This is a genomic window from Ruegeria sp. AI3 (assembly GCF_056541245.1).
Genome location: NZ_JBQFYA010000018.1, coordinates 23529 through 38437, shown reverse-complemented (window position 1 = coordinate 38437; position 14909 = coordinate 23529). Strand labels below are relative to the sequence as shown.

16 protein-coding genes and 1 tRNA gene are annotated in these 14909 nt (G+C 58.5%); 7 read left to right on the top strand and 10 right to left on the bottom strand.

All coding sequences use genetic code 11. From position 1 onward, the window contains the following. Window positions 1–71: 71 nt before the first annotated feature. The 7 genes from ACRZ95_RS21055 to ttcA form a co-directional block, all read right to left on the bottom strand. Complete coding sequence (locus tag ACRZ95_RS21055) at window positions 72–1475, bottom strand: PepSY-associated TM helix domain-containing protein (RefSeq protein WP_170680989.1); 1404 nt, start codon at window positions 1473–1475, stop codon at window positions 72–74. Between the two features lie 69 nt (window positions 1476–1544). Beyond that, window positions 1545–1913, bottom strand: coding sequence for a DUF2946 domain-containing protein (locus ACRZ95_RS21050; RefSeq protein WP_170680992.1), 369 nt, complete (start codon window positions 1911–1913; stop codon window positions 1545–1547). After that, a complete protein-coding gene (gene yihA, locus ACRZ95_RS21045) occupies window positions 1910–2563 on the bottom strand; it encodes a ribosome biogenesis GTP-binding protein YihA/YsxC (RefSeq protein WP_170680994.1) in 654 nt (217 codons plus the stop codon). Before yihA ends, ACRZ95_RS21050 begins: the two co-directional genes overlap by 4 nt. Beyond that, window positions 2560–3297, bottom strand: coding sequence for an MOSC domain-containing protein (locus ACRZ95_RS21040; protein WP_170680996.1), 738 nt, complete (start codon window positions 3295–3297; stop codon window positions 2560–2562). Before ACRZ95_RS21040 ends, yihA begins: the two co-directional genes overlap by 4 nt. Then, window positions 3294–5123, bottom strand: coding sequence for a membrane protein insertase YidC (gene yidC / locus ACRZ95_RS21035; protein WP_170680999.1), 1830 nt, complete (start codon window positions 5121–5123; stop codon window positions 3294–3296). Before yidC ends, ACRZ95_RS21040 begins: the two co-directional genes overlap by 4 nt. Before the next feature lie 126 nt (window positions 5124–5249). After that, a complete protein-coding gene (locus ACRZ95_RS21030; RefSeq protein WP_170681001.1) occupies window positions 5250–6785 on the bottom strand; it encodes a GGDEF domain-containing phosphodiesterase in 1536 nt (511 codons plus the stop codon). 66 nt (window positions 6786–6851) lie between these two features. Then, the gene (ttcA, locus tag ACRZ95_RS21025; RefSeq protein WP_170667876.1) at window positions 6852–7745 is read right to left on the bottom strand and encodes a tRNA 2-thiocytidine(32) synthetase TtcA; all 894 of its coding nucleotides are present in this window, start codon (window positions 7743–7745) and stop codon (window positions 6852–6854) included. A 113-nt stretch (window positions 7746–7858) separates the two neighbouring features. On the opposite strand from ttcA, the gene ACRZ95_RS21020 reads away from it, so the two are divergent. Further along, complete coding sequence (locus tag ACRZ95_RS21020; RefSeq protein WP_170681003.1) at window positions 7859–8794, top strand: alpha/beta hydrolase; 936 nt, start codon at window positions 7859–7861, stop codon at window positions 8792–8794. Here ACRZ95_RS21020 and yidD read toward each other — a convergent pair. The 3 genes from yidD to rpmH are packed head-to-tail and all read right to left on the bottom strand — an operon-like array spanning window position 8791 to window position 9610. Further along, complete coding sequence (gene yidD / locus ACRZ95_RS21015) at window positions 8791–9027, bottom strand: membrane protein insertion efficiency factor YidD (RefSeq protein ID WP_170459835.1); 237 nt, start codon at window positions 9025–9027, stop codon at window positions 8791–8793. The genes ACRZ95_RS21020 and yidD overlap by 4 nt on opposite strands. Next, on the bottom strand, window positions 9024–9449 hold the full coding sequence (gene rnpA / locus ACRZ95_RS21010; protein WP_170681004.1) for a ribonuclease P protein component: 426 nt from the start codon (window positions 9447–9449) through the stop codon (window positions 9024–9026). Before rnpA ends, yidD begins: the two co-directional genes overlap by 4 nt. Window positions 9450–9475: 26 nt before the next feature. Further along, entirely contained in the window at window positions 9476–9610 is a 135-nt protein-coding gene (gene rpmH / locus ACRZ95_RS21005; protein WP_005980833.1) for a 50S ribosomal protein L34, read from the bottom strand. 296 nt (window positions 9611–9906) lie between these two features. On the opposite strand from rpmH, the gene ACRZ95_RS21000 reads away from it, so the two are divergent. The 6 genes from ACRZ95_RS21000 (at window position 9907) to ACRZ95_RS20975 (ending at window position 14878) form a co-directional block, all read left to right on the top strand. After that, window positions 9907–10638 carry a TVP38/TMEM64 family protein gene (locus ACRZ95_RS21000; RefSeq protein ID WP_170376065.1) on the top strand — a complete coding sequence of 244 codons (732 nt, stop codon included), beginning with the start codon at window positions 9907–9909 and terminating at the stop codon, window positions 10636–10638. Between the two features lie 5 nt (window positions 10639–10643). Then, window positions 10644–12062, top strand: a complete 1419-nt coding sequence (locus ACRZ95_RS20995) for an FAD-dependent oxidoreductase (RefSeq protein ID WP_170681005.1) — start codon at window positions 10644–10646, stop codon at window positions 12060–12062. A gap of 18 nt (window positions 12063–12080) precedes the next feature. Then, complete coding sequence (locus ACRZ95_RS20990; RefSeq protein WP_480555521.1) at window positions 12081–13463, top strand: ATP-binding protein; 1383 nt, start codon at window positions 12081–12083, stop codon at window positions 13461–13463. 64 nt (window positions 13464–13527) lie between these two features. Further along, window positions 13528–13604 (top strand) — tRNA-Arg (locus ACRZ95_RS20985). A 362-nt stretch (window positions 13605–13966) separates the two neighbouring features. Continuing rightward, on the top strand, window positions 13967–14563 hold the full coding sequence (locus ACRZ95_RS20980) for a hypothetical protein (protein ID WP_170681006.1): 597 nt from the start codon (window positions 13967–13969) through the stop codon (window positions 14561–14563). Window positions 14564–14683: 120 nt separating this feature from the next. After that, on the top strand, window positions 14684–14878 hold the full coding sequence (locus ACRZ95_RS20975) for a hypothetical protein (protein WP_170681007.1): 195 nt from the start codon (window positions 14684–14686) through the stop codon (window positions 14876–14878). Window positions 14879–14909: the final 31 nt, after the last annotated feature.

Sequence of the window (14909 nt, the reverse complement as noted above, 5' to 3'; positions counted from 1 at the left end):
ACTGCCAAGACCATACCGCAGCAAATGCAGGCTATGCGGGCCGCACCGGGTTGGCGCGGCCCCTGTTCAGATCAGCTCATCGCGCGTTTCATCGCGGGAATATTGCTGAGGATCAGCAGGTCGAAGGCCAGTACACCCAACAGGGTCAGCCCTACCAGCGGGAAAGCCATAGCTGTGAATAGCCCGATCAGGACCGCGCCTTTCCACAGCGGGAGTTCCGCTGGCATCGGTGGAGCCGCCAGACGACGCGCCTTTTGCGGGCGGCGCTTGACCCACATCACCACGCCCGAGACGCAGACGAAGATCACCGACAGGCAGAACACCACGTTGAGAATGAAGTTCCACGTGCCCATCAACCCCATATGGAATGGGATTCCGACTGCCATGGATTTGCCCATCAGCGAATAGTCCTCATACCGGACATCGGCCAGGATTTTGCCGGTGTACTGGTCGACATGGACTGTTCGGTCGTTCACCGGATCGGTCGAGTCGCTACTCATGCTGTCGCGGTTGAGTGTCCAGACGCCATCCTCGCCGCCCGGATAGGCCACGCGGAATCGCCCGCTTATCTCCAATGCGGTCCCCAATGCGACCAGGGCGTCGATGTCGATTACAGTGCCCTCTGGCACGCCCTGAATTCCGGCGTCAGAGCCAGAGGCAGGCATGGGTGTTTGCTCTAGCGCCCACGGCACATCGTTCTGATGACCGTGGTTCATGCTGGCGTGGGTTTCATCCGACAAGGGTACGTTGTCCCACTTCTCGGCTGGGAAGCTGCTCCAGGGTTGAACAATCATACCGCCCCAGACCCCAGCCCAAGACAGGCCCGAGACAAGGAAGACGACCAGCAAGAGTGACATCCAGAAGCCGACCACCGCGTGCAGGGACTTCCACAATGCGCGCCCTCGCGCCTGGAGGTTGGGTACAAAACCCGCCATCACATTGCCGCGCGGCCACCAAAGATAGAGGCCAGTGAACACAAGAACGAGACTCAATCCTGCTGCGATTTCAAGGATGCGGTCGCCAGTGGTACCGATCAGAAGGGTCGAGTGGATATTGTCCGCCAGATCATACCATCCGGCACGGCGATCCCAGGTTTCCAGCACCTGACCGGCGTAAGGATCGACCGCGACCAAGCGTTGGCCTGCATCGGTTTTGACGCGGAAGACGGTCGCCAGATCCTCGGCCTTGGGACCGATCCATTCGACGACCTGCCCGGGAACCTCGGCCAAAGCGACTTCGGCCTGTTGCGAGACGGGCAGGGCTTTGCCTTCGACCGTGACGGCGATTTTCTCGCCATCGCGCCCGTCAAACTGGGTTATGAACATCATCATCAAACCGGTGACGGCGAGGATGATCAGAAACGGGATCACGAAAATCCCGGCGTAGAAATGCCACCGCCACGCGGCAAAGTAGAATTTTTGCGCAGCTGTATTCTGCATCGGGGCCGTGCCCGAAGTTTGGCTATCCATTGCCATTTGAAATCTCCATATACAGACATCCCTCGCGCGCAGGTACGCGCAGGGTAAAAACAAGGTTTCGCTGTTTCAGGAGGAGTGGGGTGGTCCCCGCGCATCATAGCGGGCGTAAAACCCCGCACTTCGATGGGTGAAATCGGAATGATCCCAGCGCGGCTGCAGTTGGAAATCCGCCAGAATGATCAACTCAAACCCGGGCAAATTGGCATCCGCAGTGAGCCCCGCAAAAGGGCACATGGAGCGCGTGTCATGCTCATCATGGATTGGATCGTCCGGGTCCAGATCGACCCATTGCTCGACCATTCCCTCACCTGTGCAAAGCACCAGTAGGATCTTGCCGTCATTGCCTTGCGCAGGCATCCAGCCCTGCGGAATTGCACTGGTCGTGAGCAGTGCAAGCAGGGTCAGAACACCAAAGACGCGCAGGATTAGGGTCATTCCAGATGGGCAATGATAGAGCGTAGCGTCGGCACCCCATCCCCTTTTTCCGAGGATGTCAAAACGATCTCGGGGTAGGCGGCAGGGTGTTTGGACAGGGCTTTACGCACTTGGTTCAGCACTTTCTCGCGGTCGTTGGCCTTCACCTTGTCGGTCTTGGTCATGACGCATTGAAAGGTCACGGCGCTGGTGTCCAGCAGCTTCATGATCTCATCATCCACAGGCTTCACCCCATGGCGTGAGTCGATCAGAACAAAGGCGCGACGCAGGGTTTGCCGCCCGCTAAGATACTGTTTCAGCAGCCGCTGCCATTTCTCAACTACCTTGACCGGAGCATTTGCGTAGCCATAGCCGGGCAGGTCCACCAGATACAGCTCAGGACCTTGGGTGAAAAAGTTGATCTCTTGCGTGCGGCCCGGTGTGTTTGAGGCGCGCGCGAGGCCCTTGGTGCCGGTCAGCGCGTTGATCAGGCTGGACTTTCCGACATTCGAGCGTCCAGCAAAACAGACCTCAAGCCGGTCGGGGGCGGGTAGGCCGTTCATCGCGACGACGCCTTTGACGAACTCGGATTCACCTGCAAACAGCTTGCGCCCACGCTCCAGCGCGAACGCGTCAGGATCTTCGGCAAGCGGAAAGGGCAGGGCAGTCATAGCAGTTGAACCTTGTCGTCAATGCGGATTTCACCGCCTCGGATCACCTCGGCATAAACGCCGAAATCCTGATGGACCCAGCTGTTCAGGGCACCAAGTGTATCTGCGTCCCGCTCGCCCGTGTCGGGGTTTGCAGTGGTCGCCAGACAGCGCGTGATCCGTTCGCGCACGTGGAACACGGCCTGTCCAATCTGAACTTCACGCCCGAGCCAATCGAACTCCTCCCACAAGGGCAGGCCATTGAACCAGATATTGCCGCGCCAGCGGACAGGCGACAGCTCACGACCCAGCTTCTGTTCGACCGCGCGGTGGCTGGCCATGTTGCACAGGCTGATTGAGGGGAAATCACTGTCGGTCATTCCCCGACCGGGCACACGCACGATCCGCGCCGATGCTGCGCGATCCGCAGGCATCAGTGGTTTGACCCACTCCAAAAACACGTCCTGCTGGGTATCGGGTGCAAAGCTCAGATCCGGACGATCAGGGTGGCGAAGGGTCACGCTGTCGCCGTGGGATTCGGCCGAGATTGCCATCAGCTTGGGCGCCTTCGCACCGCGGCTGAAATTTACGCAGGGTGCCCATTCCGAGCCGTCGGTCCTGGCAGCCTCATGCGCGACGGCCCAAACACGATCCCCGGGCATGGTCTGCCCGGGGAGTACAGTGATCTCGGTCAGGGCTTCTCGCCCATGGCTCTTGATCGGGTGCCGCCAGATGGCTGAGACCTGCCCGCTCATTTGCCGTCCGTCTTCGGCGTACGCTTGAAGCCGGACTTGATGTTGCCGAACACGTCCGGCTTATATCCTTGGCTGCGCATGATCAGATACTGCTGGGTGAAGGTGATGGTGTTGTTGGCAATCCAGTAAACCACCAGACCGCTGGCAAACCCGCCCAGCATGAACATGAAGACCCACGGCATCCAGGCAAAGATCATCGCCTGTGTCGGATCGGTTGGCGCCGGGTTCAGCTTTTGCTGTAGCCACATCGAGATACCCAGCAGCAGGGGCAGGATCCCGATAAAGATCAGCGCAAGGAAACTTTCGGGCGCGGGTGCGGCCCAGGGCAACAAGCCAAACAAGTTGTAGATCGAGGTCGGGTCCGGCGCGCTGAGGTCCTGGAACGGACCAAACCACGGGGCCTGACGCAGTTCGATAGTGACGAAAATCACCTTGTACAGCGAGAAGAAGATCGGGATCTGCATCAGGATCGGCAAACAGCCCGCGGCGGGGTTTACCTTTTCCTTCTTGTACAGCTCCATCATGCCCTGCTGCATCTTCTGCCGGTCGTCGCCCGCAGCCTCTTTCAAGGCCTCCATCTGCGGCTGAAGCTCCTTCATCTTCGCCATCGAGACGTAGGATTTGAACGCCAGCGGGAACAGGATTGCCTTGATGATCAGCGTCAGGCCGATGATGGACCATCCCATGTTGCCGATCAGGAGGTTAATGTTGTGCAGCAGCCAGAAAATCGGTTTCGTCAGGAAGAAGAACCAACCCCAGTCGATGCTGTCGATGAATTTCTGAACGCCCTCGGATTGGTATTCCCGAATGGCTTCCCATTCCTTCGCGCCCGCGAACAGTCGGGTGCTGACCTCTTCCGTCGCACCCGGAGCCACTGTCAGGGTCGGAAGCACGGTTTCGGTCTGATAGATTTTGCGGCGCGAGTCGTATTTTGCGGCCGCCTTGAAGGCCGATCCGGGCTCGGGGATCAGTGTTGTCATCCAGTAGTGATCGGTGAACCCGATCCAGCCGTCCTCTTTGACTTGATAGACCTCGGCCTGAGCGCGTTCGTTCGGGTCGATGTCAAAGTCGCGGACATCGCCATAGTCGACCTCGGTCAAGGTTCCGTCGGCCATGCCGATCACCCCTTCATGCAGGATGAAGAAGTTCTTGAGGCCCGGCAGATCGCCGTCTTCGCCAATGCCATGGCGGGCCAGAATGCCGTAAGGGGCCATGCTGACCTCGGCGCCGGTGGCGTTTTCGACCGACTGGGTCACCGAGAACATGTAGTTTTCATCCACCGAGACTGTTCGGCGGAAGGTCAGGCCGTTGCCGTTGTTCCACGCCAGAGTGATGGGGGTGTCCACGCCCAATGTCTCGCCCTGCTCAAGGGTCCAAAGGGTGTTGGGGCCGGGAACGTCCGTGCCGCTCACACCGGATCCGGGGGCCCAGCCATAGAGGGCGTAGTAGGCCGAATCCGACCCGACAGGGGCCAGAAGTTCGACGATCGGTGCGCCTTCCTCAAGAGAGGTTTTGTAATCCTTCAGGAACAGCTCATCAATGCGGCCGCCCGACAGCGACAGGCTGCCTTTCAGACGGGGCGTATCAATCGCAACGCGCGGGGCCTGTTCTTCGGGCTGAGCCTCTTCCGCGGTTGCGGTTGCCTCGCCAACCGTTCCGGTACCGCTTGCGCTGGGCGTTTGAATCTCGGACCCTTCGGTTGCCGCTATCTCGGTCTGTTCCGTTCCGGGCGTGGGTTCCGGCGGAGGGAACAACACGAACCAGACCAGGATCACGAGAAAGCTGAGCGCGGTTGCAAGGATGAGATTCTTGTTCTGATCGTCCATCTGGGACAGCCACCTTGAGCAGTGAAAGACACCCGCAGGGTTCAACAGAGTGCAGGCCCAAAGGTCAAGCGGAATCGGCTGCAAATTCGTCGCGCCGTGGCATTCCGGGGCACTCTTTCACGGAATTCAGCCGGTTTGGCGTCCGATTTTCGGAACCCCGTTCATCTTGCCGTTATGCGCGGCCATCCAGTCCAGCGTCTTTTCGAACGGCATTGGCTTGCCGATACCAAAGCCCTGCACGTGATCACATCCAAGCTGGGCCATCAGGGCATGCTCCCCCGGTGTCTCGACCCCTTCCGCCAGCGTCTCCAGATTCAAGCGTTCGGCCATGGTCAGGACGGCGCTGGCCATCTGTTGCTGACTGGGGTCCTGATCGGATTTGGCAACGAATGAGCGGTCGATTTTGATCCGCGTGACATTGAACCGCTTGATCGACGCGATCGAGGCATGGCCGGTGCCGAAATCATCCAGATCAATACAGCACCCCAAAGCTGCAAGGCCGGTAACATTGCGGGTGATCACGTCGTCGGGGCGGCGGGAAAAGACGGTCTCTAACACTTCGACGGTCAGTCTGTCGGGGGTCAGATCGAATTGATCCAGCTCCCATTTGAGGCGGTCGATCAAACCCGGTGCGCGCAGCTCATCCGAAGAGAAGTTGACGCCTATACGCGGCACAATAACGCCCGCCCTGTCCCAGGCCCGCATGGCGGTGAAGGCGTGGTGCCGGATGGCCTGACCCAAACGCTCCATCAAGTCGGCTTGTTCGGCGAAGGGCAGGAAGACTTGTGGGCTTAGCACGCCTTTCTGCGGATGTTCCCATCGAGCCAGCGCCTCAAAACCCGTAACGCGGCCGGTATCCGTGGATACCTGTGGTTGGAACCATGGGCGGATATCGCCATGATCCAGCGCCGCCTCGAACTCTTTACGCAGATTGCTGCGGATCAGTGACCTGCGCCGGGTCTCGGAGGAATAGGCCCGAATCGTCGAGGGCCCGCTGCGTTGTGCCTCGGTCAGCGCCTCGGTGCTGGCGGCTTTCCAGTCCGAGACCGTATCGCCAGAGATAGTTTTGTTCATGCTGAACCCAATCGAACAGGTCAGGTAGAGGCCGATTCCATTGAGCATGATCGGCTCTTCTACCGCAGACTGGATGCGCCCTGACATCTGAATACAAGCCTCGAGATCCAACTGTTGCGACGGATGCAGCCCGATCATCAAACCATCGTCCCCGACCAACATCGCAATGTCATCGTCGCGGATCATCGAAAGAACCCGGCTAGAGAACTGCTGGTGGATGTGATCGGCGGCGGCCTGGCCGTGAATATCCACAACCTCGGGAAAGCCGTCGATTGCAATGGCGATGCAGGCTGTACCAGCCTCTTGCTGGTGCGCGATTTCAAGCTTTTCTGACAGGGCCAGATTGAACTGATCACTTGGCAGCACACCCCCGATTGCCTGCGCTGCATGCGTTTTCGCCTGACTGTCCACACTCCCTGCCACCGCGAACATCAACGGCACCCCAAGCGTCACACTGACAAGCGCGCGTTCGCCGCCCAGCCAAAACGCGCCAAGGCTGAGCGCTGGCAGAAAGGCCAGCGCAGATGGCCCGCTGAGGGCAGAGGTCACAGGACGCAGAAAACGGTCAAAATCAGGAAGGTTCCGCATAACTATTCCAGGCCTTGGGCATCGAACGCTCAAGGTGAACGGTAGGAAACCAGTCTGAGTCAGACGTTAACGCAACTGCGGAATTTCAGCAGAATTTTCGTCTTTTTTGCTGAAATCCAAGGAAAGCCCTGAAAAGTCGAACAATTTCGGGTCCAGCAAATGGGAGGGGCGGGCGTTGGTCAACGCGCGGAACATGACCTGACGGCGGCCGGGGCTGTTCTTTTCCCACTGATCGAGAATGTGTTTGACCTGTTGTCGCTGCAAACCGTCCTGACTGCCGCACAGATCGCAGGGAATGATCGGGTAGTTCATTGCCTTGGCGAATTTCTCGCAATCGGCCTCGGCCACATGGGCCAGCGGGCGGAAGACGAACAGGTCGCCCTCTTCATTGACCAGCTTGGGCGGCATGGTTGCCAGACGCCCGCCGTGGAACAGGTTCATGAAGAAGGTTTCCAGAATGTCGTCGCGGTGATGGCCCAGCACTACGGCCGAGCAGCCCTCTTCCCGCGCGATGCGATACAGGTTGCCCCGGCGCAGGCGCGAACACAGGGCGCAATAGGTCCGGCCTTGAGGGACCTTGTCCATCACAACGGAATAGGTGTCCTGATACTCGATCCGGTGGGGAACACCCATCCGTTCCAGAAACTCGGGCAGGACGGTGGCGGGAAAGCCGGGTTGCCCCTGATCCAGATTGCAGGCCAGCAAATCGACCGGCAGCAACCCGCGCCATTTCAGCTCATAGAGAACGGCAAGCAGGGTATAGCTGTCCTTGCCGCCTGACAGGCAGACAAGCCAGCGTGGCGGCTTGCCGTCCTTGTCATGGGCGGAGGGGTCGATCATCCCGTACTGCTCGATCGCCTCACGGGTCTGGCGCACGATGCGTTTGCGCAGCTTCTTGAACTCGGTCGTCGAGGGCGCGCCAGCAAACAGCGGATGGATATCGTCGGCTTCATCAAACATGGGCCGTGATTACAGCGCAGGATGCGCGTGGGCAAGGTGTCGTGAACCCGGGCCAGTTTTTGGGGAAAGCGCCGCCTGTGCTATGCTCTGCGGATTTACTAACGGAGTTTAAAATGGACTATTTCTTTACCGTCCGCGGACGCAGCGGCAATACCTATTCCAACAGACTGGGCAAGGCGCGCTATCTGGCGATCCCGTCCAACGTAAAGACACCGGCGCGCAAACATGAAATCCGAATTTCGGACTGGCTGGACAAGGTGCAGCAGGCCGTCGGGGCGACGGATCACGAAAAAGGCCATATCGTATTTTTCGTGCATGGTTTCAACACCGAGCAGTTCGAGATGTTGGAGCGGCACCGCAAGATCCGCAAAGGGCTTGAGGCCCATGGTTTCAAAGGTGTGATCGTCAGCTTTGACTGGCCAAGCGATGGATCCGTCTTGGGCTATAGCTCGGACAGAGCCGATGCGCGTCGCTCGGCGGATAAGCTGTTCAATGACGGGATCAGACGTTTGTCCAAAATGCAGACCCCGGATTGCCCCCACAATGTTCACGTTCTGGCGTATTCGATGGGGACGTTTCTGGTGCGCGAGGCTATGGATTACGCCGATGACGACCATGAGATCGCCCAACACAGCTGGACCACAAGCCAGATCGCCTTTGTCGCGGCGGATGTTTCGGCCAAGTCTTTCCGGGAAGGCAGCGCCAAGACCTCATCCTTGATGCGGCGGTGTACGAGGCTGACCTGCTACTACAGCCCGTTTGATGAGGTTCTTTCGATCTCTGAGGTCAAGCGCGTGGGCGTTTCGCGCAGATTAGGGCGGGTGGGTATGCCCTCGGACCATCCTGAAAAGGCGGTTAACCTGTATTGCGGCAAGTTTTTCAATGACAATCGCGCGGATTACCCGGATGGACCATCCGCCAGCCACAGCTGGTATTTCGACTCGCCTCGGTTCTACGAAGATTTGCACCACTCTCTGCTGGGTAAGTTGGATCGGGAAGTCATCCCGACCCGAAGGTTCACGGACCGAGGGAATCTGGCGCTGGTCTAATCGTCTTCGGATTTCTCGGGCACTGGGTCATACCCCGTACCGCCCAATGGGTGGCAGCGCCCGATTCTACGGGCGGCCAGCCACGCGCCCTTGATCGCGCCGTGTTTCTCTAGCGCTTCCAGTGCATAGGCCGAACACGTCGGTTGGTAGCGACAATTGAATCCGACCCAGGGGCTGAAAACCAACCGGTATGCGCGCACGGGCAGAGCAAATATGCGCGCCAGCAGGGTCATTTGCGAGGGGAGTGAATCTTGCGCAGCGCATAGCGCAGATCGTCGAGCATGGCGTCAAACGCCCGCCCGGCGGTGACCTCGGCGCGGCCAATCAGGACATAGTCCCAGCCCTCATGCCCCTGTGTGGGCAGTACGGCGCGGGCTGCTTCACGCAGGCGGCGCTTGGCGCGGTTGCGGGCCACCGCATTGCCGACCTTCTTGGAACAGGTAAACCCGATGCGAATGCCTGCGCCCTCATCCGGCGCACGCTTGCGGGCCTGCACCATCATCGAGGATGTGCCTTGCCGACGCGCCCGTGCCGTTTTCAGGAAATCAGAACGATTCTTGAGAACGGTCAGAGGTTTGGGCGCGCAAACGGACGCCGCCGGGGGCTTGACCCTCGGTTGGTTGATACCATCCTCAGGGGCCTCCGGCGGCGTCATGTTCATAACCTGATCGGTGAGGCGGTTTACGCGCTCAGCGATTTGCGGCCGCGTGCACGGCGCGCGTTCAGGATTTTGCGGCCGGCTTTGGTGGCCATGCGCGCGCGGAAACCGTGGCGGCGTTTGCGAACCAGGTTCGAAGGCTGATAGGTGCGTTTCATCGCTCCGTCTCCAATCTATAGCGGTGGGTGCGGCGCGGATTCGCCTGGCCCGAGTGTTCGAAGCCCGTCCTCTACTGCCAAGCGGGGGGTAAGTCAAACCCCAAGGCACGGGTTTTCGCGCCTTTTGCAACAATTCTGTAACCTGGCCGGTCAAAAGATTTCAGAATCCGGTTTTTTGCGCCCCGAACCCTCACATTCCCTGCCACAGAGTTCAAGGCCGCGTGAGGGGCCTGTTGCAGGACCACGAGGCAGCGCATGTTGGGGTCAGAATGAAACAATCAAAGCCGGACAGCCAGATGAGCGAAACAACCCAAGCACCGCGCAGCGGGTTTGCGCGCCATATTCCATTGCTTGTGATCCTGACCGTCGCCGCGGTGGGGTTCTTCACCCTTGGGGACTACCTGAGTTTTGAAACCCTGCGCGACAATCGCGAGGCCCTGTTGGCCTGGCGGGATGAGTATTACTGGGCCATGGCCGCAGCTTTCGTTGGGATCTATATCGTGATCGTGGCGTTTTCCCTGCCCGGGGCCGCCGTCGCTTCGATGACCGGTGGTTTCCTGTTCGGCCTGTTCGCAGGCACCGCGTTCAACGTATTCGCGGCAACCATCGGCGCATCCGCCATCTTCTTGGCTGCGCGCTGGGGCTTGGGTGAGTCGTTGACGGCGCGACTCGAATCCTCGGAAGGGACCATCAAGAAACTCAAGGACGGCCTGCGCGAGAATGAGATCTCGGTCCTGTTCCTGCTGCGTCTTGTGCCCGTGGTTCCGTTCTTTGTGGCCAATCTGGTCCCGGCATTGGTGGGCGTGAAGTTCCGCAACTTCCTGTTCACCACGGCGCTGGGCATCATTCCGGGTGGTATCGTCTACACCTGGATCGGCGTCGGCCTAGGCGGTGTCTTTGATCGCGGCGAAACGCCGGATGTTTCGCTGCTTTGGGAACCTTTTGTTATCGGTCCGATCATAGGCTTGTGCGTATTGGCCGCTCTGCCCATTCTGATCAAAGCCCTGCGCGGCAAAAAGGACGCCTGAATTCCATGAAAGAGCTGAAAACAGATATCCTGGTCATCGGCGCCGGGTCGGGCGGTTTGTCGGTTGCAGCAGGGGCGGCGCAGATGGGGGCCGATGTGATTCTGCTGGAAGGCCACAAGATGGGCGGGGATTGCCTGAACTTTGGCTGTGTCCCCTCCAAGGCCCTGATCGCAAGTGGCAAGATGGCTTATGGGCAGGCGTATTCTGCGCCTTTTGGCGTGGCCGATGTTGTGCCGCAAGTGGACTATGCCGCCGCCAAGGATCACGTGCACGATGTCATCGCTCAGATCGAGCCGATGGACAGTCAGGAACGGTTCGAGGGCTTCGGCGTCAAGGTGATCCGCGAATTTGGCACCTTCCTGTCTCCGACACAGGTGCAGGCCGGTGAGAACGTGATCACCGCCCGGCGGGTTGTCATCGCCACCGGATCATCGCCGCTTGTGCCGCCGATCCCGGGGCTGGACTCGGTGCCATTCTACACGAATGAAACCATCTTTGATCTGAAGGATAAGCCCGACCACCTGTTGATCATCGGCGGCGGCCCCATCGGGATGGAGATGGCGCAGGCCCATATCCGGCTGGGCTGCAAGGTCACCGTGATCGAAGGCGCAAAGGCGCTGGGCAAGGATGACCCCGAGGCTGCAGCCCTCGTTCTGGAGACCCTGCGGGCCGAAGGTGTCGACATTCAGGAACAAGCCATGGTCGCGCAAATCCGAGGCTCGGCTGGCGCGGTCGAAGTTGTCACCCAGAACGGAGACATCTTTGCCGGGACCCATCTTCTGATGGCAGCCGGACGCAAGGCCAATGTCGAACGCCTGAACGTAGAGGCCGCAGGGATCGACCGAACGCGCACGGGGATCAAGGTGGATGACGCTCTGCGCACGTCCAATCGCAAGGTCTATGCCATCGGCGATGTGGCGGGTGGTCTGCAATTCACCCATGTGGCGGGGTATCATGCGGGCATTATCATCCGCTCGGCCCTGTTTGGTCTGCCATCAAAGGCCAAGACATCTCACATCCCTTGGGCTACCTATACGGACCCCGAACTGGCTCAAGTTGGCCTGACAGAGGCGCAGGCTCGTGAACAGCATGGCGACGCGATGGAGGTTGCCCGGTTCGACTATCACCACAATGACCGCGCCATATCCGAGCGTAAGACAAAAGGGTTCATCAAGGTCATGGTCGTGAAAGGACGCCCGGTGGGCGCGACAATCATTGGTCATCAGGCCGGAGAGCTGATCAACTTGTGGTCCCTTGCGCTGGCCAATAACCTCAAGATGGGACAGATCGCCGCGATGGTTTCGCCCTATCCGACGATCGGAGAGGTTAACAAACGTGTGGCGGGGGCTTATTTCTCGCCAAGGCTGTTTGAGAATCAGACGGTTAAACGCGTGGTCAGGTTCGTGCAACGCTGGATCCCCTGACCGGAAGAGGAGCGCCAATTGAACTCGCTGTCCGGCCGATTTCTGATCCTGACGACGGTCTTCGTGATGTTGGCCGAGGTCCTGATCTTTGTGCCGTCCATCGCGCGTTTCCGGGAAGACTTCCTGCTGAACCGGTTGGAACGCGCGCAGATCGCGTCTTTGGCGCTACTGGCCGATGATATGCTCGCCGACGATCTCGAGGCCGAGCTGCTGGCAAATGCGGGTGTCTATAACGTCGTCCTGCGGCGCGATGAGGTGCGGCAGCTGATGCTGTCTTCGCCTATCCCGGAACAGATCACCAACACCTATGATCTGCGAGACGCGGGCCCATGGATCCTGATCCGCGATGCGATGACCCGTATTTTCACCACTGAGAATGAGGTCATCCGCGTGATCGGTGAGCCAGTCAAAGGCGCCGGTCTACTAATCGAGGTAACCATAGACAGCATGCCCTTGCGCATGGCGATGGTGGATTACGGGCTGCGTATTCTGGGTCTGTCCTTCGTTATTTCGATAATCACGGCTTTCTTCCTGTTCCTTGCTGTGCGCGTTGTGCTGGTACGCCCGATCAAAAGCGTTGTCGGCTATATGAAGCGCTATGCCAGCGCGCCCGAGGATGCGCGCGGCATAATCTCTCCTAACTCCAAAGTAACCGAACTGCGTGAGGCGGAAGAGGCCCTGAAGATGTTACAGACCGACCTAACGCAGGCGCTGAAACAACGCGAGCGTCTGGCGCAACTGGGTGGTGCGGTGGCCAAGGTCAGCCATGACCTGCGTAATATTCTGACCTCTGCACAACTGTTCACCGACCGGATCGAAGCCAGCGATGACCCCTTGGTCCGCCGCATGGCACCCAAGCTGGTCAACTCAATCACGCGTGCGGTTTCGCTGTGTGAAAGTACCCTTGCCTTTGGCCGCGCGGAAGAGCCTGCACCGACCCTGACCATGGTGCGCGTCCGCGACATCGCCGAAGATGTTGCCGCCAGCGAGCAGTTGGCCGTTGCCGATGCCTGCGTCGAAATCGTGAACGAGGTGCCCGACGATCTGGTCGTGCGCGCAGACCCAGAGCAGCTCTTCCGCGTGATCATGAACCTTGTGCGCAATGCCCGGCAGGCTCTGGTCTCCTCAGGCAAACCCGGGCGCGTCACTGTCACCGGCTGCGCCATGGAGGCCAGCTGGTGCATCGAAATCCGCGATACCGGCCCCGGCCTACCGCCCAAAGCCCGCGAGAATCTGTTCACGCCATTCCAAGGCGGCGTACGCAAGGGGGGCTCGGGCCTTGGGCTTGCGATTTCACAGGAACTGGTGCGCGGACATGGTGGAGATCTTGTGCTGAAAGAGACCGGACCCACCGGTACAACCTTTGAAATAAGCCTCCCACGCGGCGATCTAACTTTTTGAAGATTTTTTGCAGAATCGGCTTGCACGTCTCCCGCACCGGGTCTAAACACCGCTTCACCAACGCGGACCGATAGCTCAGCTGGATAGAGTACTTGACTACGAATCAAGGGGTCGGGGGTTCGAATCCTCCTCGGTCCGCCATTAAATCAATGACTTGGCGGAAATTTGATAATTGGCAAAAGGGCTGTGTCAGTCTGATGTCAGTCACGGCGCTTCAATTCATCCCGTAAGATTCGCTCGGCCAGTTTCAGCCCAGCAGCCGCGCAAACGTCTGCACTGGGTTCCAAGGCATCCGCTTGAACGTTTGGCAGATCGCGCCAAGATTTTTGCTTCTCAACCTGTACGGTGTGTTCCGCGTCGCCTTCCCGATAGAAAAGAAACCGATCGGGTCGATGGGTACCGTCGGTTTCTTGGTTCTTTTTATCTACCTGCTGATAACGATGGCGGTGCGGTCAATTAGGACTTAGTCGCTTGGGATGACAGGATTTGGGAGCAACAGAGTGATGACCGACAACGAGAACTACCTTTCCACAGATGAGGCGCATGACGTTTTGATTTCGCTGAGCGAAGTATTGCATCAGATGGAACGGGTCGTGTCGGGCAACATACACTGTTGGAAATGGGCTGCTATCGCCATGGCTAGCGCTGTTAACGGCGCATTGACTTGTCATTTGTCAGGTACGATGCAGGTCGGAGCGCTTACAGAAGACGATGCAATAGCAACCATGGATGCCTTGCAAAACGGCCGCCACGATGAATTGCCCAAAAGGCCAAAGTTGGCAAACCCACATGAACTATTGAAACGTGCACGACGAGAGGACAAGCGTTTTGAGCGTGCTGGGTGCGTTTTGGAATTTAGTGCAGAACAGAAACGCGCGTTCAAAAGGCTGTTCGAAATTCGCAACGATTTCTCACATTTCGAACCGAAAGGTTGGAGCATCGAAGTAAGTGGCATGCCTTCAATAATGCTAAACTGTCTGAAAATCATCGAACAAACTTACGACGCTTGGTGGGCATTTCGTCATCTTGGCAACGATGACTTTGAAGAAATCACTAAACTGATGGACACGCTAAAAACGGTCCTTGTGAACAAAAGGTAGAAATCTTGTAGCTACGCAACAGTTGAAAAAAGCCAAGTTTAGGCTGGCGTTGTTCCTCGTAGGTCGAGTGCAAGCCAAGGGCTGTTGACAACAGTAAGAACAAAAGTAGAACATCTTGCCATGAAGAAATGGCCCCGCACGATTCCTTATGACCTGAAATGTCGGTTGGAACAGTTGCGCGAGTATCGCAGCGCACCAAGCATCCAGACCCAATGGGGTGAAGTGTTGGAATGGCTGGAAAAGCACGGTGTTGAACCGCCCGATCACACCTTGCCGATTGAACCGGAATTACAAGGCCCAGTTGGGCATATTTGATTGGCGCAAGATCACATATCAATGGCCTGCG

Excerpts from the sequence above, each read along its gene's own strand:
- rpmH (WP_005980833.1), bottom strand. The coding sequence starts at position 9,610 with ATGAAACGCACCTATCAGCCTTCGAACCTGGTTCGCAAACGCCGCCAC.
- yihA (WP_170680994.1), bottom strand. The coding sequence starts at position 2,563 with ATGACTGCCCTGCCCTTTCCGCTTGCCGAAGATCCTGACGCGTTCGCG.
- ACRZ95_RS21020 (WP_170681003.1), top strand. The coding sequence starts at position 7,859 with ATGGACTATTTCTTTACCGTCCGCGGACGCAGCGGCAATACCTATTCC.
- ACRZ95_RS21050 (WP_170680992.1), bottom strand. The coding sequence starts at position 1,913 with ATGACCCTAATCCTGCGCGTCTTTGGTGTTCTGACCCTGCTTGCACTG.
- ACRZ95_RS21030 (WP_170681001.1), bottom strand. The coding sequence starts at position 6,785 with ATGCGGAACCTTCCTGATTTTGACCGTTTTCTGCGTCCTGTGACCTCT.
- yidC (WP_170680999.1), bottom strand. The coding sequence starts at position 5,123 with ATGGACGATCAGAACAAGAATCTCATCCTTGCAACCGCGCTCAGCTTT.
- ACRZ95_RS21040 (WP_170680996.1), bottom strand. The coding sequence starts at position 3,297 with ATGAGCGGGCAGGTCTCAGCCATCTGGCGGCACCCGATCAAGAGCCAT.
- ACRZ95_RS21055 (WP_170680989.1), bottom strand. The coding sequence starts at position 1,475 with ATGGCAATGGATAGCCAAACTTCGGGCACGGCCCCGATGCAGAATACA.
- ACRZ95_RS20980 (WP_170681006.1), top strand. The coding sequence starts at position 13,967 with ATGACCGACAACGAGAACTACCTTTCCACAGATGAGGCGCATGACGTT.
- rnpA (WP_170681004.1), bottom strand. The coding sequence starts at position 9,449 with ATGACGCCGCCGGAGGCCCCTGAGGATGGTATCAACCAACCGAGGGTC.
- yidD (WP_170459835.1), bottom strand. The coding sequence starts at position 9,027 with ATGACCCTGCTGGCGCGCATATTTGCTCTGCCCGTGCGCGCATACCGG.
- ACRZ95_RS20975 (WP_170681007.1), top strand. The coding sequence starts at position 14,684 with ATGAAGAAATGGCCCCGCACGATTCCTTATGACCTGAAATGTCGGTTG.
- ttcA (WP_170667876.1), bottom strand. The coding sequence starts at position 7,745 with ATGTTTGATGAAGCCGACGATATCCATCCGCTGTTTGCTGGCGCGCCC.
- ACRZ95_RS21000 (WP_170376065.1), top strand. The coding sequence starts at position 9,907 with ATGAGCGAAACAACCCAAGCACCGCGCAGCGGGTTTGCGCGCCATATT.
- ACRZ95_RS20995 (WP_170681005.1), top strand. The coding sequence starts at position 10,644 with ATGAAAGAGCTGAAAACAGATATCCTGGTCATCGGCGCCGGGTCGGGC.